Here is a 17,649-nt window from a genome sequence, read left to right as displayed (position 1 = left end):
ATGTCTTCAGGAAACCCCACCGTCTTCCGCACGCTCAACGAGCGCGCCGCGCTCACCCTGCTCCTCGAGCACGGCGGCCTCACCCGCGCCGAGCTGGAACTGCACACGGGCCTGTCCAAGGCGTCGGCGGCCGAGGTGCTGCGCAGGCTGGAGAACAGCGGGCTGGCCATGAAGGCCGGTCTCAAGCCGGGCAACGCCGGGCCGGCCGCGCAGATGTGGCAGCTCGACGGCTCCGCCGCGCGCGTCGCGGGGGTCGATCTCACCACGAGCTCGATCGAGGTGTCGGTCGCCGACCTGACCGGCCGGGTGCTCGGCACCCATCGCACCGAGGCGACCGGCGACGCCCGGCGGCTGCTGGCCGAGACGGTCGGCGCGGCCGGCTTCGAGCTGGACCGGCTCGACCAGGTCGTGGTGGGCGTGCCGGGAGTGGTGGAGGCCGACGGCCGGCGGCTGCGGCAGGCCGTGCAGCTGTCGGGCTGGTCCGGCCTGGACGACCTGCCGGGCAACGTCCGCCTGGAGAACGACGTCAACCTGGTCGCCATCCGCGAGCTCCAGGAGCACGACGACAGCAGTTTCGTGCTGTTCTGGGTGGGCGGCGGGGTCGGCGCCGGAGTCGTGCTCGACGGCGCGCTCTGGCGGGGCGTCACCGGGCGTGGCGGCGAGGTCGGCTCGGTCATCGTGCCCGACCCGGTCACCACCGGCCGCCGCTACGGCCAGGACGGCGGTCCGCTCGGCGCGCTGCTCGGCGCCGAGCCGCTGGCCGCGCTGGCGCAGGCGCACGGCCTGCCCGGCGACCCCACGCTCACCGCCGTGAGCCGGACGCTGGCCGAGGCCCCCCAGGGCTTCCTCGACGACGCCGCCGCGCGGGTGGCGCTCGGCGTGACGGCCGCGATCGGGGTGCTGGATCCGGGCCTGGTCGTGCTGGCCGGGCCGCTGTGCGTCGCGGGAGGCGAGCCGCTCAGGGCGCGGGTCGCCGACCGTCTGGCCTCGACGCCGCTGGTGCCGGTGACCGTCGCCCTCAGCGCCGTGTGCGGCAACGCCGTGCTCGGCGGCGCTCTCTGCTACGCCCTGGACCTGACCCGCGAGCGGGTCTTCCAAGCCGGTACGGCCGGTCGTACCGGTGAATCCAACCCCTAAGGACGCACATGTTGAGAACCCTCGTGATCGCCGCTCATCCCGACGAGCCCGAGATCTACGCGGGCGGCACGGCCGCGCTGCTGGCACAGGCCGGCCACGCGGTGAAGTTTTTGACGCTCACCAACGGCGACGCCGGGCACCACGTGCTGGAGCGCGGCCCGCTGGCGCGCCGCCGCGCCGAGGAGGCGTGGCGCGCGGCCGACGCCCTGGGCGTGGTGGACTATGAGATCTTCGACGTGCACGACGGCATGCTGGAACCCACCGTCGAGCTGCGGTTGCGGGTGCTGGCGCAGATCCGCGCCTGGCGGCCCGACCTGGTGATCGCCCTGCACGCCGACGGCGGCGGCCACCCCGACAACCGGGCCGCCGGGCAACTGGCCGCGCACGCGGTCGAGTTCGCGATGACGCGCAACCTGGAGGTGGGCAAGCCGGCCCTGCAGCGCATGCCGGTGTGCCTGCTCATGACGGACTACGCCTCCGCCCCCGTCCACCGGCCCGACGTGGTGGTGGACGTGTCCTCGGTGCTGACGGCCAAGCTGGACGCGTGCCTGGCCCACGCCTCCCAGTTCCTGGAGTTCGCGCCGTGGCAGCGGGGCTTCCTGGACCAGGCTCCCCCGCCCGGTGACGTGGCCGCCGGACGCGCGTTCGTGCTCGAGCACTGGGCGGAGTTCCTGAAGGAGGAGACCTTCCAGTTCGCCGGTTACGGCAGGAAGGCCGACCAGGAAGAGGTCGGCCGCCTGCTCGCCGGGACCACCGCCCCGGTCGCGTAGCCGCCCGGCGTCAGCCGGTGTAGTTCTTGCCGGGGGGCCTGCCGGGGATCGGCTTGGCTATGACGGCGACGGGGATGAAGAAGCAGATCTGGCTGATCGCCAGGACGAGCGTCCACAGGGCCTTGTCGTCGTAGTGGGCCGCCGCCCTGGCGTACAGCTCGTCGGGGACGCGTTCCCCGGCCGGGTTCGCGGTGAGGACGGCCTCCACCAGCTCCAGCGCCACCCGTTCGGCGCCGGAGAAGTAGGGGGCGTCCCGCCACGACGCCACGGCGGCGAGGCGCTCGTCCGGCTCCCCCGCCCGGCGCAGCAGGTCGGCCTGCCGGACCGTGTGGTACGTGCTGCCGACGATCTGCCCGGCGCGCAGCTGCACCAGGCCGACGGTGCTCCCCGGGATCGCGCCGTTGCGGGTGGCCTTGGTCATGGCCACGGCGATCTCCCCCAGCTCGGGGAAGAACCTGGAGGGATCGGGCAGACGCGACTGGAGGTTCTCCTGCTCGGTCGTCGTGGACATCGGCTTCCCTTCTTCGGCGATCGTGTCTCGGCGGACCGACGACACAGCGTCCGGGAATGTGAGGGTCAGGCCGCCGTCCAGGGGTGGAGCTTGTCGGGGTTGCGCACCGCCCACAGCCGCTTGATCCGGCCCTCCGCCACGTCGAACGCCACGACCATCACGGTGACGCCGTCCCGCTGGGCCACCAGGCCGGGGCGGCCGTTGACGGTGCGCTCCAGCAGCGTCATGGCCGGCGCCCAGGTGGCGATCTCGACGGCGTAGCGGGCCACCTGTCCGGCGCCCTCGATCGGCCGCAGCACGGCGTTGACCACGCCGCCGCCGTCGGCGACGCCGACCACGCCGGGGTCGAGCAGGGCGATGAGGGCGTCGATGTCCTTGGCCTCCCACGCCTGCTTGAACTCGCGGACGATGCCGGCCTGCCGGGCCGCCGGCGTCACCGAGGTGCGCGCGGCGTCGATGCGGTGCCGGGCGGAGGAGGCCAGCTTGCGGCAGGCGGCCGGGGTGCGGCCGACGATCTCGGCCACCTCGGCGAAGGGGTAGCGGAAGACGTCGTGCAGGACGAACGCGACCCGCTCGGCCGGTGTCATCGACTCCAGCACGACGAGGAAGGCCATGTTGACCGACTCGTCCAAGGTGACCCGGTCGGCCGGGTCGTCGCCGGGCCATTCCGTGCGGTCGGGCAGCGGCTCGGGGATCCATTCGCCCACGTAGCGCTCGCGGCGGACGCGGGCCGAGCCGAGCACGTCCAGGCAGATGCGGCCGGCGACCCTGGTCAGCCAGGCGCCCGGCGACTCGATGGCCGCCTGCTGCCCGGGGGGCATGGCGTACCAGCGGGTGTAGGTCTCCTGGACGACGTCCTCGGCGTCGGCCAGCGAGCCGAGGAGGCGGTAGGCGAGGTTGATGAGCTGCCTGCGCTCGCTGATGATCGCGTCCAGGCCGGGGTCGGGTGCGGTGGTCATGATGTGGACGACTCCCTTAGTCGCTTTTGCCCTAGTCTGTCCGACGAGACGGCGCTCCCGGATGTGAGGTCACCGCGCCACCTCACATTTCCGGCGGTCACGTCGTCGGACTTTTCGAAGGCAAGCCCCAGAAGCGGACCGCCGTCACCCGGCGGTCGAGGAGTTCCCCATGTTGCTACGTGTCGCGATCATCCTGCAGACCCTGGCCCTGTTCGCCGCGCCGGTCACCGCCGGGCTGCTGTTGTCGGTGCCCAACGGGCAGCCGCTGCACAGCGCCGCCGCGTACACGGTGTTCGTCGTGGCGGTGCTGCACCTGGTGGCCGCGATCCTGGCGTGGCGGCCGGGCGGCGGCTCGCCGAAGCCGATCATGCACGCGGCCGGGTTCCTGGTGCTGGTCAGCGCCCAGGTCGCGCTGGGCATCGCGCACGTGACGACCCTGCACGTGCCGCTGGGCGTGCTGCTGTTCGCCGGCAGCGTGCTTCAGCTCAGCCGGGTCTGGACGGCGCGATCCAGCGACCGGGCCAGCCGCACGCTCTCCTCCGTGTAGCCGAGAGCGGCGTAGAACCGGCGGGCGGCGGTGTTGGCGGCGCCCGTCTCCAGGGTGAGGTGGCGCAGGCCCTGGTCACGGGCCCAGTCCTCGGCCGCCGCCATGAGCCGGCGGCCCAGACCCGCGCGGACGGCCTCGGGGGCGACCGCCAGCTCGCCGACGTAGGCGTCCTCGTCGCCGGTGAAGTGCCGCTGCCGGTCCACCGAGACGACACCGAGGACCCGGGAGCCCCGCACGGCGACGAAGACCGCTCCCCGTCCTTCCTCCGCCGCGGCGACGGACCCGGCGAGCCACCGCTCCGCCGCCCGTACGGCCGCGCCGGGGTCCCGCCAGGCCGCGACCCCCTCCGCCAGCCGGGGAGCCAGCGCCAGCACCCCCGGACGGTCCTCGGCGCGGAAGGGCCGGATGCGGACGTGCGCCTGATCCATGTCCTCCATGCCGAGCAGCATGACAGGCCGGACCAGCGGGAAAAAAGGGCCACCGCGCCGCCCGGCGCCTCAGCGCAGGTCGCCGGTGAGGATCCACAGGTGGCCGTACGGGTCGCGGAGACGGCCCGAGCGCATGCCGTAGGGCCGGTTCTCGATCGGCACGACCGTCCGCGCGCCCTGGGCGGTCATGCGCTCGCCGACGGCGTCCGGGTCGTCGACGACGATCTCCAGGAGCACCGGGGAGCCGCCCAGGTCGTCCGGCGAGAGCCAGCCCCAGTCGGCGACGGCGGGCGAGACCCGGAACGTGGCGCTGCCGAGGCGGTGCTCGATGACGGTGGGCCGCCCGTCGTCGCCCGGCGCGGCGCGGAACACCTCCTCGGCGCCCAGGGTGTCCCGGTAGAAGGCGGAGGCCCGGTCGGGGTCGGGCACGATGAGGCGAGGAACGAAGTGCATGTCCATGCGGCCATCGTCGAGGCGCGCGACGGCCGGGGTCTTGAACATATGGGCACGAAAATGGGCGAGCGCCGGGGCCCCGGGCGTCGGAGGGCGGGTGTCCCGGGGGCGGGCGCTGCAGGTGCGGGCGTCGGAGGGCGGGTATCCCGGGGGCGGGCGCTGCGGGGGGAGGCGGGGCGGGCGCTGCGGGTGCGGGCGTCAGCGGGGGGCGGGGGGAGGCTGGGCGGGCGGGCCTTCGGTGCGCAGCCATTCCGTGGGCGTGCAGCCGGCCATGGCGCGCCACTCCCTGGTCAGGTGCGCCTGGTCGGCGAAGCCCGAGGCGGCGGCCACCTCCGCGAGCGCCGTCCGGCCGGAGCGCGCGGCGGCCACGAGCCGGCGCCGGGCGGCCTCGAAGCGGACGAGCCGCTGGTACTCCTTCGGCGTCACCCCGAACTCGCCGCGCACCGCCCCGCTCAGGTGGCGCCGCGAGCACCCGAGGAGCCGGGCGGCCTCCTCGACCCGGGCGGTCCCGGACAGGGCCGCGAGCGTGGCCCGGGAGGTGCGGCGGGCGGCGCGGTCGCCGTGCCGGGCCAGCCCCGCGAGCAGCCGGCGTTCGACCAGGGCGCGGCGCTGGGCCCAGGACCGGCAGCCCGCCAGGCGCTCCGGCAGGTCGGCCAGCGCCGGGACGACGTCGGCGAGGTCGGCCACCTCCCCGGCCAGCGCCGAGGCGGGGACCCCGAGCAGGGCGGCGGCGCCCGGCGGGGTGAGCGTCAGCCACACCCCGCGCGTGCCTGCCCGCTGCCGCAGCTCGGCCGCGTCGAGGTGCAGCCCGGCGACGGCGGCGCGCAGCCGCCACCCCGGCCCCGGCCGCCCGAGCCAGGCGATGTCGACCGGGCCGTCCTCGGGGATCGTGACCGACAGCGTGGACGACGGCAGCCCGCGATGAACCCCGCCCGAACCGGGCCCGAGGTCGTAGGCGGCCAGCGTCGTCACGTACGGCGACAGCGCGGCGGACATCCCATCGGCGCTCACCCTGCCACGGTACGGCCCACCGGCCGCGCACCGGTCCCCAGGTCCGCCGGGCGGGTGACGGGCGGGCCGGGCGGGGTAGCGGCCAGGGCATGCACACACTCGTCAAGGGACTGATCGCGGGAGCGGCGGGCACCACGGCGCTGAACACCGTCTCCTACCTGGACATGCTCGTCCGGGCGCGGGCCGCGAGCAGCACGCCGCAGCAGGCCGTGGCGAAGTTGTCCGACCTGACGCACACCGACCTCGGCGACGGCGACCGGGCCGCCAATCGCACGGAGGCGCTGGGCTCGCTCATGGGGTACGCGACCGGCATCGCCTCGGCCATCGCCTACGGGTTCCTGTCGGGGCGGCGCAGGTCGTGGCCGGTCGGGGTGCTGGCGCTCACCGCTCTGGCCATGTCCGGCTCGAACGTGCCGCTGACGTTGCTCGACGTCACCCACCCGAGCGAGTGGCCGGCGGGCGCGTGGGTCTCCGACGTCGTCCCGCACCTCGCGTACGGGATCACGGCGTACGCGGCGTACGAGCTGATGCGCTGACCTGGGCGCATCCGGCGGATTCTGTCGGTCGCGCAGGGCATGATCGAGCCGTCCGACCGCGTCCGCACGGAAATGGAGATCGGGTTGTCCCTCACGCATCCGCAGGTCATCGGCCACGCCTTCCTCAAGGCCCTCTACGACGACGGCTACTACCCCGACCACGTCGTCGACAAGGGCAGGGCCGTCCTGCTGCGACTGTGCGAACGCGTCGAGACCGAGCGGCCCGGCGACCTGGCCTCCCTCTACGCGCTGACGCATGCCGCGACGGAGGAGTTCAACGCGCTCGACGAGGAGTTCCACGAGGCCGGCAGCGAGATCGAGACCGTCGCGCGCGAGGCGATCGCCGAGGAGTTCTGGTTCGTGGCCACCACCTACGGCTTCCCGGAGGCCGACATCGAGGAGCTGATCGCCACCCGCGAGTGGTGACCCCGGCCGGAGGGGTCAGGTGTGCGGGTTGAGGCGGGCGTAGGCGGCGGGCGGCATGCCGACGGCGGCCGTGAAGTCGCGGGTCAGGTGGGCCTGGTCGGTGTAGCCCAGCTCGGCGGCGAGCGTGGCGAGGTCGAGGCCCTGCTGCACGCGTTCCGCGGCCTCGTGCAGCCGGAAGCGGCGGATCACCCATTTGGGGCCGATGCCGACATAGTCCCGGAACAGCCGTTGCAGGGAGCGCACCGACCGGCCCGCTCTGGCGGCCAGCTCGTCGACCCTGGTCACGGTCACGTCGTCCTCGACCAGCCCCACGAGGGCCGCGGCCTCCTCGGCCGGCGGGTCCGGCGCCGGCCCGAGCGCCAGCAGGAACGCCTCCACGAGCGCGATGGCGGCGCCCGGGTCCGGCTCGGCCAGCACGCCGCCGACCAGCGCCGGGCCGGAGGCCGGGAACATCTCGCCGATCTCCTCGAACCGCCCGGTGAGCTCGGACACCGGGCGGCCGAGGAACGTCCGGAAACCGCCCGGGCGGAAGCGGGTGCCGAGCGCGCGGCCGGTGCCCCGCATCGTGTACGAGAACCCGCCGTCGATCACGCCCGCGATCCGGTGGAAGTCCTGGACGATCGTCATGTTCACGGTCGGGTGCGACAGGATGCGCTGCACGTACGGCTCGGCGAGGTCGGTCCACGTGACGACCCAGAAGTGGTCGACGTACGCCGCCAGCTCCGGCGGCGGCGCCTGGCGCGCGAAGTCGAAGGCGGCCAGCCCCGCGTACGGGTTCACCCAGCCGCGCTGTCGCGTTTCTACAAGCCGCGCCCGAGGCAGGCGGGACATCATGGCTGCCATGGAAGACATGATGCCGCTGATGACCCGGGTCACCCACCGGACCGCCGGCCTGGTGGCCGCGGTGCGGCCCGAGCAGTTCGGGTCCCCGACGCCGTGCGCGGAGTTCGACGTCAAGGCGCTGGTCAACCACCTGGAGTGGGTGGCGGAGATGTTCGCGTCGCTGGCGCACGGCGGGGAGCGCACCGAGCAGGGCCCTTACGCGGGCGACTTCCCCGAGCGGGCCGAGCACATGCTGGCCGCCTGGTCGCGGCCGCAGGCGTGGGAGGGCACGTGCGCCGCGCTGGGCGGCCTGCCGATGACCATGGTGGCCCACCTGTGGCTGGTCGACATGATCGTGCACGGCTGGGACCTGGCCAGTGCCACCGACCAGGCGTACGAGCCGGACGCCGAGGCCGTCGCCCGTGGGCTGGGGTTCACGGAGCAGACGGTGGAGATGGGCCGGCAGAACGGGGCGTTCGGGCCGCCGGTGGCGGTGCCGGACGACGCACCGCCGTTCGACCGGCTGCTCGGCCTGATCGGCCGCGACCCGGCCTGGAAGCCCTGACCGGCTCACCGGCGAAGAAGACGACGGGTCAACGGGCAGCGGGCACGGCCTCCACGCCCTCCCGGACGGGCACGGCACGCCGCCAGGCGGCGAAGAGCGCCGCGGCGATGTACAGCACCTGCTCGGGGATGCGCTCCCACAGCGGCGTGGCCTCCCCGCCCGCGAAGGGCACGCCGGAGACCGCCGCGTAGATGTTCGCCGGGAGCAGGAAGACGAACAGCAGGGCCAGGCAGATCCCGGCCGCCCGGCGGGTGGCGGGCAGCACCAGCCCGACCGCCCCGGCCAGCTCCAGCACGCCGGTCAGGTAGACCACGGCGGCGGGGAACGGCACGAAGGGCGGCACCATGCGCACCAGGTCGGCGTGGTTCGGCATGAAGGTCACCCCGTCGGGGACGAAGTGCGCGCTTCCCGTCATCACCACCATGACGGCCAGCCCGTGCGCCGCGGACACCTGCCACGTGCCGAACCGCCGCACGCCGAGCGCGCCCAGCAGCCGGAAGCCCAGCGTGGCCACCAGAAGAACGATCACCGTCACCGGAACACCCCATTGGATAGTACCGTTATCCGAACTTGGATAACACTACTATCCAATGGGCGCGGAAGCAAGCGCGCACAACGAGAAGCCGTGCGGGTCAGGACGACCCGCACGGCTTCGCGCGCGCTGAAGAGGGACGGCTAGATGCCGATGGCGGCCTCGGGCTGCATGAGGCGGCGGGCCGCCTCGGTGATCGAGCCCGACAACGACGGGTAGACCGCGAACGAGTGGGCGACCTGGTCGACCGTCAGCCGCTGCTGCACGGCCAGCGACACCGCGAGGATCAGCTCCGAGGCGCGCGGGGCCACGACCACGCCCCCGAGCACGATGCCGGTGTGGGGGCGGCAGAACAGCTTGACGAAGCCGTCGTTGAAGCCCTGCATCTTGGCCCGCGCGTTGGTGGCCAGCGGCAGCTTGACCACGTTCGCGTCGATCTCGCCCGCCTCGATCGAGCGCTGCGCCACGCCGACGGCCGCGATCTCGGGGTCGGTGAAGATGTTGGAGGCCACCGTGGCCAGCCGCAGTGGCTGGACGGCCTCGCCCAGCGCGTGCCACACGGCGATGCGGCCCTGCATGGCGGCGACCGAGGCGAGCATGAGCACGCCGGTGCAGTCGCCGGCCGCGTAGACGCCGGGCGCGGAGGTGCGGGAGACCTTGTCGACCTTGACGAAGCCGTTCCGGTCGAGCTGCACGCCGGCCTCCTCCAGGCCGATGCCGCCGGTGTTGGGGACCATGCCGACCGTCATCAGCGCGTGGGAGCCCTCGGCCGTGCGGCCGTCCTCCAGGGTCACCACCACGCCGTCGGCCGTGCGCTTGACGGAGGAGGCGCGCGAGCGGCCCATGACGTTCATGCCGCGCCGCCGGTAGACCTCTTCCAGCACCTCGGCGCCGTCGGCGTCCTCGTTGGGCATCATCCGGTCGCGGCTGGAGACCAGCGTGACCTCCGCGCCGAGCGAGCGGTACGCGCCGGCGAACTCCGCGCCGGTCACGCCGGAGCCGACCACGATCAGGTGCTCGGGCAGCTCCTCCAGGTCGTAGAGCTGCCGCCAGGTGAGGATGCGCTCGCCGTCGGGCTCGGCCCCCGGCAGCACGCGCGGCGTCGCGCCCGTGGCCACGAGCACCACGTCGGCCCTGATCGTACGGTCGCCCGCGCGCACGACCTGCGGGTCGACCAGCCGCCCCCGCGCCTTGATGATCTCGACGCCCTCGGCCTCGACCCGGGTCGCGATGTCGGCCGACTGGGCCTGGGCCAGCTCCTTGACCCGCTTGTTGACCAGCGGCAGGTCGACGCCGACCACGCCGGCGTCGCCGTCGGGGCCGCCGGAGAACGACACGCCGAGCGAGGGCGCGTCGAGAAGCGCCTGCTTGCGGACGGAGGTGGCGATCAGCGTCTTGGACGGCACGCAGTCGGTGAGCACGCAGGCCCCGCCCGGCCCGTCCTGCTCGACCATCGTGACCTGTGCGCCTAGTTGGGCGGCCACCAGCGCCGCTTCGTAGCCGCCCGGCCCGCCACCAATGATCACGATCCTCGTCACGTGTCCCATTCTCCCGCACGTGCCCCCGGAAGCCGCAACCGGCCCATGACGGGATCACGCTCCGGCGGACATGGGGGACACATGGGCCTTCCGTGCCCGGCTTGATGGACCGACACGCCGGGTCAGCGTGGCAGGATGGCGCGATAGCTGGATGACGAGCGGCACCCGGCGAGAGGGGTGGATCGTGGCGTGGCTTTCGGATCAATCAGGGAAGCCGAATGATCTACGGCTTTACGGCTCCTACGGGATGAACATGGACCCCGAGCAGATGGCCATGCGCGCCCCGCACTCCCCGATCTGGGGGGTCGGCTGGCTGACCGGCTGGCGGCTGACCTTCGGCCGCACCGACAGCAAGTGGGAGAGCTCGATCGCCACCATCGTGGAGGACCCCGACGAGCACGTCTTCGTCGTGCTCTACGACGTGCCCGAGTGGGAGGAGACCTCGCTCGACCAGTGGGAGGGCGCGGTCCGCGGCGCCTACCACAAGGTGCGGCTGCGGGTGCAGACCCTCGACGGCGAGGTCGTCGCCTGGTTCTACGTGCTCGACGGCTACGAGGGCGGCCTGCCCTCGGCCCGCTACCTGTGCAACCTGGCCGACGCGGCCGAGCGTGCGGGCGCCCCCGACGACTACGTCAAGGAGCTTCGGGAGCGCCCCTGCACCTCGGCGCCCTAGCGGAGCGGCTCGTCCTTGGTCTCGCGCAGCACGAAGACGTACACGAGCGTGGAGATCAGCGCCAGGGCGGACATGTACCACGGGAACATCCCGGGGTTGCCGGCCTTCTGCAGCGCGGTGCCGATCAGCGGCGCGGTGCCGCCGAAGATCGCCACGGTCAGCGAGTACGGGAACCCGGCCCCCGCCGCCCGCACCCGGGTCGGGAACAGCTCCGAGTTCACCGCGGCCGAGACCGAGGTGAAGCAGCCCAGGAACACCATGCCGATCATCTGCACGACGAGCAGGCTGGCGAAGGAGTCGGTGAGCAGTCCGAGCAGCGGCACCGGCAGGATCAGGAAGCCGAGCCCGAACGCGATCAGCATCGGCTTGCGCCCGATCTTGTCCGACAGCAGGCCGAGCAGCGGCTGCAGCAGCATGAAGAACACCAGCGAGATCGTGCCGACCTGGAGCGACTCGGCCTTGTCGAACGAGACCGTGATCTGCGCGTAGGTGGGCAGGAAGCTGGTCCAGGTGTAGTAGGCGACGGTGCCCGCGATCGTGATGCCGACGATGGTGAGCGCGGACCTCGGGTGGAGCTTGAGGAACTCGAACATGCCCGGCCGCTTGGTTTCACCCCGCTGGATCTCCTCGGCGACCGCCGAGGTCTCGTCGGCGCCCTTGCGGATCCACAGGCCGACGAGGCTGAGCAGCGCGCCCACCAGGAACGGGATGCGCCAGCCGTAGGAGCTCATGTCCTCCTTGACCAGCGTCGAGGTGAGCACCGCGGCCAGGCCGGAGGCGATGAGCTGGCCGATGGTGGTGCTGACGTACTGGAAGGAGGAGAACAGCCCGCGGCGGCGCGGCGGGGCCGACTCGACGAGGAACGTGGTGGCGGCGGCGAACTCACCGCCCACGGACAGGCCCTGGATCAGCCGGGCCAGCGTCAGGATGACCGGCGACAGCAGGCCCACGGCCTCATAGGTGGGGGTCAGGCCGAGCAGCAGCGAGCCGCCGCCCATCAGGATGATGGTGAAGGTCATCGCCGACTTGCGGCCGTACCGGTCGGCGAACGCGCCCACCAGCAGGCCGCCCAGGGGCCGCATGAAGAAGCCCACCGCGAACACCGCGAACGTGCTCAGCAGCGGCACCAGGCTGTTGCCGGAGCTGTCGGGGAAGATCTGCGCCGAGAAGACCGTGGCCAGGAAGGTGTAGGCGTACCAGTCGTACCACTCGACCACGTTGCCGATACTGGCCGCCATGAGCTGACGGACCCTGCTCTTCGGTATGCCGAGCGGCGATTGCACGACGGGGGAGGTCGACACGGCATGTGCTCCTTTTGCTGACACGTGGAGTGATGGCTTACTGTGCATTCGGAAGACCGAAACAGTCAAATGTCTGGGCAATTATTTACAAACCCGACACGGAAGCGGTTGCAGGTGGACGTTCTCGACCGGCGGCTCGTGGCCGCGCTGCAGGTGAGCCCACGCGCCTCGTGGGGCGAGATCGGCAGGGCGGTCGGCGAGCACGAACGCACGGTCGCCCGCCGGCTCCAGCGGCTCATCGCCGACGGCGTCGTCCGCGTCACCGCGATCTACGACGACCTGCGCACCGGCCACGGCCGCCCCGCGCACCTGCACGTCCAGGTGCGGCCCGGCACGGCGGCCCAGGTGGCCAGATCGCTCACCGACCGGCGCGACACACGGTCGGTCTACGCGCTGACCGGGGCCGCCGACCTGGCCTGCGAGCTGGTACCGCCGTCCCGGCAGGACCTGCACACCATCCTGGCCCACGACATCAGCGAGATCGACGGCGTGCTCCAGACGCAGACCCAGGTCGTGCTGCACACGTTCACCACCGTGGCCGAGTGGCACGCGCCCTTCCTCACCGAGCGGGAGGTCGCCGAGCTGCGCCCCGCGCCGCCGCCCCCCGACCTGCCCGACGAGGACGGCCTGTCGCCGCTGGAGAAGGAGATCGCCGAGCTGCTGGCGGCCGACGGCCGGGCCGCCTTCACCACGATCGCCGAACGGCTCGACCTGTCCGTGCCGACCGCGCGCCGGCGGGTCGCCTCGCTCGTCGACCGGCGGTTACTGCTGCCGCGCGCCGAGGTCGAGCCCGCGCTGCTCGGGCTGGAGGTCGAGGCCATGCTGTGGCTGAAGGTGCGGCCGTACGGGCTGGGCGAGACCGGCCGGCGCCTGGCCGAGCACCCCAACGTGCGCTACTGCGCCGCCACCTCGGGCACCCACTCCCTCATCGTGCAGGTGGCGGTGGCCCACGAGGCGGACCTCTATCGTTTCATGACCGACGTGCTCGGCCGGCTCGACGAGATCACCGACAGCGACCTGACCCTCATCACCCGCGCGTACAAACGCGGTCACCTGCACAAATCCGGACTGCTCACCCTGGAGAAGACGCCATGACACCTGCCGAGAAGGAAGTCGCCGACCTGTGCGTGGAGCTGATCCGCGTCGACAGCAGCAACTACGGGGACGGCAGCGGCCCCGGCGAGCGGGCCGCGGCCGAGGTCGTCATGGCCAGGCTGGACGAGGTCGGCATCGAGGCGACGTACGTCGAGAGCGAGCCGGGCCGCGGCAACGTGGTCACCCGCGTCGAGGGCACCGACCCGTCGCTGCCCGCGCTGCTCGTCCACGGCCACCTCGACGTGGTGCCCGCCAACGCCGCCGACTGGTCGGTCGACCCGTTCGCCGGCGAGGTCAAGGACGGCTACATCTGGGGCCGCGGCGCCGTGGACATGAAGGACATGGACGCGATGATGCTGGCCGTGCTGCGCCAGATGAAGCGCGAGGGACGCCGTCCGCGCCGCGACATCGTCTTCGCCTGGGTCGCCGACGAGGAGGCCGGCGGCGTGTACGGCGCCAAGTACCTCACGGCCAACAACCCCGAGCTGTTCGAGGGCGTGACCGAGTCCATCAGCGAGGTCGGCGGCTACTCGCTGGAGGTCGACCCGTCGCTGCGGCTGTACCTGATCGAGACCGCCCAGAAGGGCCTGGCCTGGATGAAGCTGGTCGCCGACGGCACCGCCGGGCACGGCTCGATGCTCAACTCCGACAACGCGGTCACCGAGGTCGCCAAGGCCGTGGCCCGGCTCGGCGGGCACGAGTGGCCGCTGACCTACACGCCGACCGTGCGCCAGTTCCTCACCGAGGTAGCCGACGCCTTCGGCCTGCCGTTCGACGAGGACGACCCGGCCCCGCTGCTGGACAAGCTCGGCCCGCTGGTGCGGTTCGTCGGCGCGACGCTCCGGCACACCACCAACCCGACCCAGCTCGACGCCGGCTACAAGTCGAACGTCATCCCCGGCCAGGCCACGGCCGTCGTGGACGGGCGTTTCCTGCCCGGCTTCGAGGAGGAGTTCTTCAAGACCGTCGACTCGCTCATCGGGCCGAACGTGCGCCGCGAGTTCGTGCACCACGACATCGCGCTGGAGACGACGTTCGACGGCGCGCTGGTCGAGTCGATGATCGCGGCGCTGAAGGCCGAGGACCCGACCGCGCGGGCGGTGCCGTACTGCATGTCGGGCGGCACCGACAACAAGACCTTCTTCGCCGACCTCGGGGTGCGCGGGTTCGGGTTCGTGCCGCTGCGGCTGCCCGGCGACATGGACTTCGCCTCGATGTTCCACGGCGTGGACGAGCGGGTGCCGGTGGACGCGCTGCAGTTCGGGGTGCGGGTTCTGGACAGGCTGCTCCTAAACTACTGAGATGTGAGCAACGACGCATACACCCTGGCCGTAGAGGCCGCCGCCGCCCTGACCGGCGCGGCCGGCCTCGACACCTTCGACGTGGCCCTCGTCATGGGGTCGGGGTGGGTCCCCGCCGCCGACGCGATCGGGCAGACCGTGGCCGAGATCCCGTTCACCGATCTGCCCGGCTTCCGTGCCCCCGCCGTGGCCGGGCACGGCGGCAAGATCCGCGTCGTGCGCACGCCGTCCGGGCGGCACGCGCTGGTCTTCCTCGGCCGCACCCACCTGTACGAGGGCCTCGGCGTCGACGCGGTGGTCCACGGCGTGCGCACGGCGGCCGCGGCGGGCGTGCGCACGATCGTCCTGACCAACGCGGCGGGCGGCCTGCGGCCGGAGACCCAGAACGTCGGCGACCCGGTGCTGATCAGCGACCACGTCAACCTGACCGGCGCCAACCCGATCACCGGCACCACCTTCATCGACCTCACCGAGGTCTACTCGCGCCGCCTGCGCGCCCTGGTCCGCGAGATCGACCCGACCCTGGCCGACGGCGTCTACGTGGCCTTCCGCGGCCCGACGTACGAGACGCCCGCGGAGATCCGGATGTTGCGCACGCTCGGCGGCGACCTGGTGGGCATGTCCACCGTGCTGGAGGCCATCGCCGCCCGCGAGGCGAACCTGGAGGTGCTCGGCGTCTCCCTGGTCACCAACCCGGGGGCGGGCCTGTCCGGCGAGCCGCTCAACCACGAGGAGGTCCTGGAGGTGGGCCGCGCCACGGCCGCCCGCATGGGCGTGCTGCTGGCCAAGGTGGTGGACCGCCTGTGAGCGCCGGCATCCCGCCGGAGGGCGAGGGGGACGTCCCGCTCCCACCCGTGGACGCCGACCTGCTGCGCCGCGCCCGCCAGTGGCTGGCCCAGGACCCCGACCCCGACACCCGGGCCGAGCTGTCCGACCTCCTGGAGGACGACGACCTGCCCGCACTTCGCGAGCGGTTCCAGGCCAAGCTGGAGTTCGGCACCGCCGGCCTGCGCGGCGAGCTGGGCGCGGGCCCCAACCGGATGAACCGGGTCACCGTCATGCGCGCCGCCGCCGGTCTGGCCGGTGTGCTGGGCGCCGGCAAGCACGTCGTGATCGGCTACGACGCCCGACACAAGTCCGACGTGTTCGCCAGGGACACCGCGGCCGTCCTGACCGGCGCGGGGCTGCACGTCTCGCTGCTGCCGCGCCCGCTGCCCACGCCGGTGCTGGCCTTCGCCGTCCGCCACCTCGGGGCCGACGCGGGCGTGACGGTCACCGCCAGCCACAACCCGCCCAGGGACAACGGCTACAAGGTCTACTGGGGTGACGGCTCGCAGATCGTGCCGCCGGTCGACCGGGAGATCTCGGCGGCCATCGACGCGGTGGGCCGGGTCGACCAGCTCCCCCTCGACGGCCCAGGCACGCTCACCGAGCTGGGCGAGGACATCGTCGACGACTACATCGACGCGGTGACCGCCCTGCCGCTGGGCGAGGCGCGCGAGCTGCGGGTGGCGTACACGCCGCTGCACGGGGTGGGCTCGGGGACGCTGACGGGAGCCTTCCTCGCGGCGGGCTTCGAGACGCCGATGGCCGTGGAGGAGCAGCGCAACCCCGACCCCGACTTCCCGACGGTGGCCTTCCCCAACCCGGAGGAGCCCGGCGCGATGGACCTGGCGGTCGCGCTGGCCGCCAAGCTCGGCTCCGACCTGGTGCTCGCCAACGACCCCGACGCCGACCGGTGCGCGGTCGGCGTGCCGCTGCCCGACGGCACGTGCCGCATGCTGACCGGCGACGAGGTCGGCGGCCTGCTGGCCGAGCACGTGATCACCCACACCACCGGCGACCGGCTGGTGGCCACCACGATCGTCTCCTCGACCCTGCTGAGCAAGATCGCGGAGGCCCACGGCGTGCGCTACGGCGAGACGCTGACCGGGTTCAAGTGGATCGTCAAGGCGGGTGAGGGCCTGGTCTTCGGCTACGAGGAGGCCATCGGCTACTGCGTCGGCTCCGACGCCGGCCTGCCGGTCCACGACAAGGACGGCATCGGCGCGGCCCTGACCGTGGCCGCCGTCGCCGCCGCCGCCAAGCGCGACGGCCGCACGCTGCTCGACCTGCTCGACGACCAGGCCGTCCGGTACGGCCTGCACGCGACGTCCCAGCTCAGCTTCCGGGTCGCCGACCTGTCGCTGATCTCCGGCGCGATGGACCGCCTGCGCGCCGCCCCGCCCGCCACGCTGGGCGACCACACGGTCGAGGCCGTGGACGACCTGAGCCGCGGCGACGGCGGCCTGCCCCCGACCGAGGGCCTGCGCTTCCACCTGTCGGACGGCGGGCGCGTCGTGGTCCGCCCGTCGGGCACCGAGCCCAAGCTGAAGTGCTACCTGGAGGTCGTGGTGCCGGTGACCGGTGAGGTGTCGCAGGCGCGCGCGTCGGCCGCCCGCGATCTCGACGGTCTGAAGGCCGGCCTGACCGCCTGTCTGGGCCTGTAGACCGGTGGGCCCGCGCCGCGGGCCCACCGGCAGGTCACATGTCGGCGCCCGCCGAGAACATGATCGGCCGGACCTCGATCGCCAGGCCCTCGATCCTGCTGTCGGGGATCATGCCGGCCAGCTCGATCGCGCGCTCGCGGCTCTCGCAGTCGACGATGTAGTAGCCGCCCATGTACTCCTTGGCCTCCAGGAAAGGGCCGTCGGTCACGGCCGGCAGGCCGTTGCGGGTGCGGACGACGGCGCTGGTGGACGGGTCGCCGAGCGCCTGCGTGCCGATCATCTCGCCCGACTCCTGGATCGTCTTCATGAAGGCGCCGTGGCCGCTCATGATCAGGTCGCGCTGCTCCTCGCTCAGGGTGTCCATGACCTGCTGGTTCACCTGCATGATCAACAGAAACTTCATCGTCTCTCCTCGTGGTCGTGCGCGTTCCGTCGTGCTGGGGTCGGAGCCGGCGCGTCCCTCTCGACATGCCCCGCGAAACTTTTCCGGAAAGCACGTCGAGCGCGCGAGCCGGGCTCCGACCTCCTGGTGAATCGGACGACACCAGGAGGCTC

At 72.7% G+C, this 17,649-nt stretch carries 21 protein-coding genes; 11 read left to right on the top strand and 10 right to left on the bottom strand.

Annotated features, from left to right (window positions below):
* Together ABZ459_RS13470 and ABZ459_RS13465 are read left to right on the top strand one after the other, a co-directional pair.
* On the top strand, nt 1-1,137 hold the full coding sequence (locus tag ABZ459_RS13470) for an ROK family protein (RefSeq protein WP_357969892.1): 1,137 nt from the start codon (nt 1-3) through the stop codon (nt 1,135-1,137).
* An 8-nt stretch (nt 1,138-1,145) separates the two neighbouring features.
* Entirely contained in the window at nt 1,146-1,907 is a 762-nt protein-coding gene (locus ABZ459_RS13465; RefSeq protein ID WP_357969889.1) for a PIG-L family deacetylase, read from the top strand.
* A gap of 10 nt (nt 1,908-1,917) precedes the next feature.
* Here the strand turns inward: ABZ459_RS13465 and ABZ459_RS13460 are convergent, their stop codons facing one another.
* Together ABZ459_RS13460 and sigJ are read right to left on the bottom strand one after the other, a co-directional pair.
* Nucleotides 1,918-2,418, bottom strand: a complete 501-nt coding sequence (locus ABZ459_RS13460; protein ID WP_357969886.1) for a carboxymuconolactone decarboxylase family protein — start codon at nt 2,416-2,418, stop codon at nt 1,918-1,920.
* 65 nt (nt 2,419-2,483) lie between these two features.
* Nucleotides 2,484-3,377 carry an RNA polymerase sigma factor SigJ gene (sigJ, locus tag ABZ459_RS13455; RefSeq protein WP_357969885.1) on the bottom strand — a complete coding sequence of 298 codons (894 nt, stop codon included), beginning with the start codon at nt 3,375-3,377 and terminating at the stop codon, nt 2,484-2,486.
* 169 nt (nt 3,378-3,546) lie between these two features.
* On the opposite strand from sigJ, the gene ABZ459_RS13450 reads away from it, so the two are divergent.
* On the top strand, nt 3,547-3,924 hold the full coding sequence (locus ABZ459_RS13450; protein WP_357969884.1) for a hypothetical protein: 378 nt from the start codon (nt 3,547-3,549) through the stop codon (nt 3,922-3,924).
* On the opposite strand, the gene ABZ459_RS13445 is transcribed toward ABZ459_RS13450, so the two are convergent.
* The 3 genes from ABZ459_RS13445 to ABZ459_RS13435 all read right to left on the bottom strand — a co-directional run bounded on the left by ABZ459_RS13445 (nt 3,858) and on the right by ABZ459_RS13435 (nt 5,816).
* The gene (locus ABZ459_RS13445) at nt 3,858-4,361 is read right to left on the bottom strand and encodes a GNAT family N-acetyltransferase (protein WP_357969882.1); all 504 of its coding nucleotides are present in this window, start codon (nt 4,359-4,361) and stop codon (nt 3,858-3,860) included. The two genes, ABZ459_RS13450 and ABZ459_RS13445, sit on opposite strands and share 67 nt — an antisense overlap.
* Nucleotides 4,362-4,421: 60 nt before the next feature.
* Nucleotides 4,422-4,853: a VOC family protein gene (locus ABZ459_RS13440; protein WP_357969879.1), complete on the bottom strand. Its 432-nt coding sequence runs from the start codon at nt 4,851-4,853 to the stop codon at nt 4,422-4,424.
* Nucleotides 4,854-5,003: 150 nt separating this feature from the next.
* Nucleotides 5,004-5,816 carry an AraC family transcriptional regulator gene (locus ABZ459_RS13435; RefSeq protein ID WP_357969876.1) on the bottom strand — a complete coding sequence of 271 codons (813 nt, stop codon included), beginning with the start codon at nt 5,814-5,816 and terminating at the stop codon, nt 5,004-5,006.
* 89 nt (nt 5,817-5,905) lie between these two features.
* Here ABZ459_RS13435 and ABZ459_RS13430 point away from each other — a divergent pair, with 89 nt between their 5' ends.
* Entirely contained in the window at nt 5,906-6,352 is a 447-nt protein-coding gene (locus ABZ459_RS13430) for a hypothetical protein (RefSeq protein WP_357969874.1), read from the top strand.
* Between the two features lie 39 nt (nt 6,353-6,391).
* Nucleotides 6,392-6,778: a DUF5713 family protein gene (locus ABZ459_RS13425; protein ID WP_357969873.1), complete on the top strand. Its 387-nt coding sequence runs from the start codon at nt 6,392-6,394 to the stop codon at nt 6,776-6,778.
* 15 nt (nt 6,779-6,793) lie between these two features.
* On the opposite strand, the gene ABZ459_RS13420 is transcribed toward ABZ459_RS13425, so the two are convergent.
* On the bottom strand, nt 6,794-7,621 hold the full coding sequence (locus tag ABZ459_RS13420) for a helix-turn-helix domain-containing protein (protein ID WP_357969871.1): 828 nt from the start codon (nt 7,619-7,621) through the stop codon (nt 6,794-6,796).
* Between ABZ459_RS13420 and ABZ459_RS13415 the strand changes: the two genes are divergently transcribed.
* The gene (locus ABZ459_RS13415) at nt 7,620-8,165 is read left to right on the top strand and encodes a TIGR03086 family metal-binding protein (RefSeq protein WP_357969870.1); all 546 of its coding nucleotides are present in this window, start codon (nt 7,620-7,622) and stop codon (nt 8,163-8,165) included. The genes ABZ459_RS13420 and ABZ459_RS13415 overlap by 2 nt on opposite strands.
* Nucleotides 8,166-8,193: 28 nt before the next feature.
* On the opposite strand, the gene ABZ459_RS13410 is transcribed toward ABZ459_RS13415, so the two are convergent.
* Nucleotides 8,194-8,694: a hypothetical protein gene (locus ABZ459_RS13410; RefSeq protein WP_357969867.1), complete on the bottom strand. Its 501-nt coding sequence runs from the start codon at nt 8,692-8,694 to the stop codon at nt 8,194-8,196.
* 146 nt (nt 8,695-8,840) lie between these two features.
* A complete protein-coding gene (locus tag ABZ459_RS13405; protein ID WP_352325471.1) occupies nt 8,841-10,235 on the bottom strand; it encodes an NAD(P)H-quinone dehydrogenase in 1,395 nt (464 codons plus the stop codon).
* 253 nt (nt 10,236-10,488) lie between these two features.
* Between ABZ459_RS13405 and ABZ459_RS13400 the strand changes: the two genes are divergently transcribed.
* Nucleotides 10,489-10,908, top strand: a complete 420-nt coding sequence (locus ABZ459_RS13400; RefSeq protein ID WP_357969864.1) for a gamma-glutamylcyclotransferase — start codon at nt 10,489-10,491, stop codon at nt 10,906-10,908.
* Here the strand turns inward: ABZ459_RS13400 and ABZ459_RS13395 are convergent.
* Nucleotides 10,905-12,209, bottom strand: coding sequence for an MFS transporter (locus ABZ459_RS13395; RefSeq protein WP_357969861.1), 1,305 nt, complete (start codon nt 12,207-12,209; stop codon nt 10,905-10,907). The two genes, ABZ459_RS13400 and ABZ459_RS13395, sit on opposite strands and share 4 nt — an antisense overlap.
* Before the next feature lie 114 nt (nt 12,210-12,323).
* On the opposite strand from ABZ459_RS13395, the gene ABZ459_RS13390 reads away from it, so the two are divergent.
* The 4 genes from ABZ459_RS13390 to ABZ459_RS13375 are packed head-to-tail and all read left to right on the top strand — an operon-like array spanning nt 12,324 to nt 17,094.
* Complete coding sequence (locus ABZ459_RS13390; protein ID WP_357969858.1) at nt 12,324-13,304, top strand: Lrp/AsnC family transcriptional regulator; 981 nt, start codon at nt 12,324-12,326, stop codon at nt 13,302-13,304.
* The gene (locus tag ABZ459_RS13385; RefSeq protein ID WP_357969855.1) at nt 13,301-14,605 is read left to right on the top strand and encodes a M20/M25/M40 family metallo-hydrolase; all 1,305 of its coding nucleotides are present in this window, start codon (nt 13,301-13,303) and stop codon (nt 14,603-14,605) included. The genes ABZ459_RS13390 and ABZ459_RS13385 overlap by 4 nt, the downstream gene beginning before the upstream one ends.
* A 3-nt stretch (nt 14,606-14,608) precedes the next feature.
* Nucleotides 14,609-15,412: a purine-nucleoside phosphorylase gene (locus ABZ459_RS13380; RefSeq protein WP_357702426.1), complete on the top strand. Its 804-nt coding sequence runs from the start codon at nt 14,609-14,611 to the stop codon at nt 15,410-15,412.
* A gap of 47 nt (nt 15,413-15,459) precedes the next feature.
* On the top strand, nt 15,460-17,094 hold the full coding sequence (locus tag ABZ459_RS13375) for a phospho-sugar mutase (RefSeq protein WP_357970649.1): 1,635 nt from the start codon (nt 15,460-15,462) through the stop codon (nt 17,092-17,094).
* A gap of 34 nt (nt 17,095-17,128) precedes the next feature.
* Here the strand turns inward: ABZ459_RS13375 and ABZ459_RS13370 are convergent, their stop codons facing one another.
* Entirely contained in the window at nt 17,129-17,497 is a 369-nt protein-coding gene (locus ABZ459_RS13370; RefSeq protein WP_357969853.1) for a YciI family protein, read from the bottom strand.
* Nucleotides 17,498-17,649 lie beyond the last annotated feature (152 nt).

The sequence above is a fragment of the Nonomuraea sp. NPDC005692 genome (assembly GCF_040631115.1).
Taxonomy (GTDB): domain Bacteria; phylum Actinomycetota; class Actinomycetes; order Streptosporangiales; family Streptosporangiaceae; genus Nonomuraea.
Note: the sequence above shows the minus strand (reverse complement) of the source record. Positions and strands in the feature narration are given on the sequence as shown.

Excerpts from the sequence above, each read along its gene's own strand:
- ABZ459_RS13470 (WP_357969892.1), top strand. The coding sequence starts at position 1 with ATGTCTTCAGGAAACCCCACCGTCTTCCGCACGCTCAACGAGCGCGCC.
- ABZ459_RS13465 (WP_357969889.1), top strand. The coding sequence starts at position 1,146 with ATGTTGAGAACCCTCGTGATCGCCGCTCATCCCGACGAGCCCGAGATC.
- ABZ459_RS13460 (WP_357969886.1), bottom strand. The coding sequence starts at position 2,418 with ATGTCCACGACGACCGAGCAGGAGAACCTCCAGTCGCGTCTGCCCGAT.
- sigJ (WP_357969885.1), bottom strand. The coding sequence starts at position 3,377 with ATGACCACCGCACCCGACCCCGGCCTGGACGCGATCATCAGCGAGCGC.
- ABZ459_RS13450 (WP_357969884.1), top strand. The coding sequence starts at position 3,547 with ATGTTGCTACGTGTCGCGATCATCCTGCAGACCCTGGCCCTGTTCGCC.
- ABZ459_RS13445 (WP_357969882.1), bottom strand. The coding sequence starts at position 4,361 with ATGGAGGACATGGATCAGGCGCACGTCCGCATCCGGCCCTTCCGCGCC.
- ABZ459_RS13440 (WP_357969879.1), bottom strand. The coding sequence starts at position 4,853 with ATGTTCAAGACCCCGGCCGTCGCGCGCCTCGACGATGGCCGCATGGAC.
- ABZ459_RS13430 (WP_357969874.1), top strand. The coding sequence starts at position 5,906 with ATGCACACACTCGTCAAGGGACTGATCGCGGGAGCGGCGGGCACCACG.
- ABZ459_RS13425 (WP_357969873.1), top strand. The coding sequence starts at position 6,392 with ATGATCGAGCCGTCCGACCGCGTCCGCACGGAAATGGAGATCGGGTTG.
- ABZ459_RS13415 (WP_357969870.1), top strand. The coding sequence starts at position 7,620 with ATGGAAGACATGATGCCGCTGATGACCCGGGTCACCCACCGGACCGCC.
- ABZ459_RS13420 (WP_357969871.1), bottom strand. The coding sequence starts at position 7,621 with ATGGCAGCCATGATGTCCCGCCTGCCTCGGGCGCGGCTTGTAGAAACG.
- ABZ459_RS13400 (WP_357969864.1), top strand. The coding sequence starts at position 10,489 with ATGGACCCCGAGCAGATGGCCATGCGCGCCCCGCACTCCCCGATCTGG.
- ABZ459_RS13385 (WP_357969855.1), top strand. The coding sequence starts at position 13,301 with ATGACACCTGCCGAGAAGGAAGTCGCCGACCTGTGCGTGGAGCTGATC.
- ABZ459_RS13370 (WP_357969853.1), bottom strand. The coding sequence starts at position 17,497 with ATGAAGTTTCTGTTGATCATGCAGGTGAACCAGCAGGTCATGGACACC.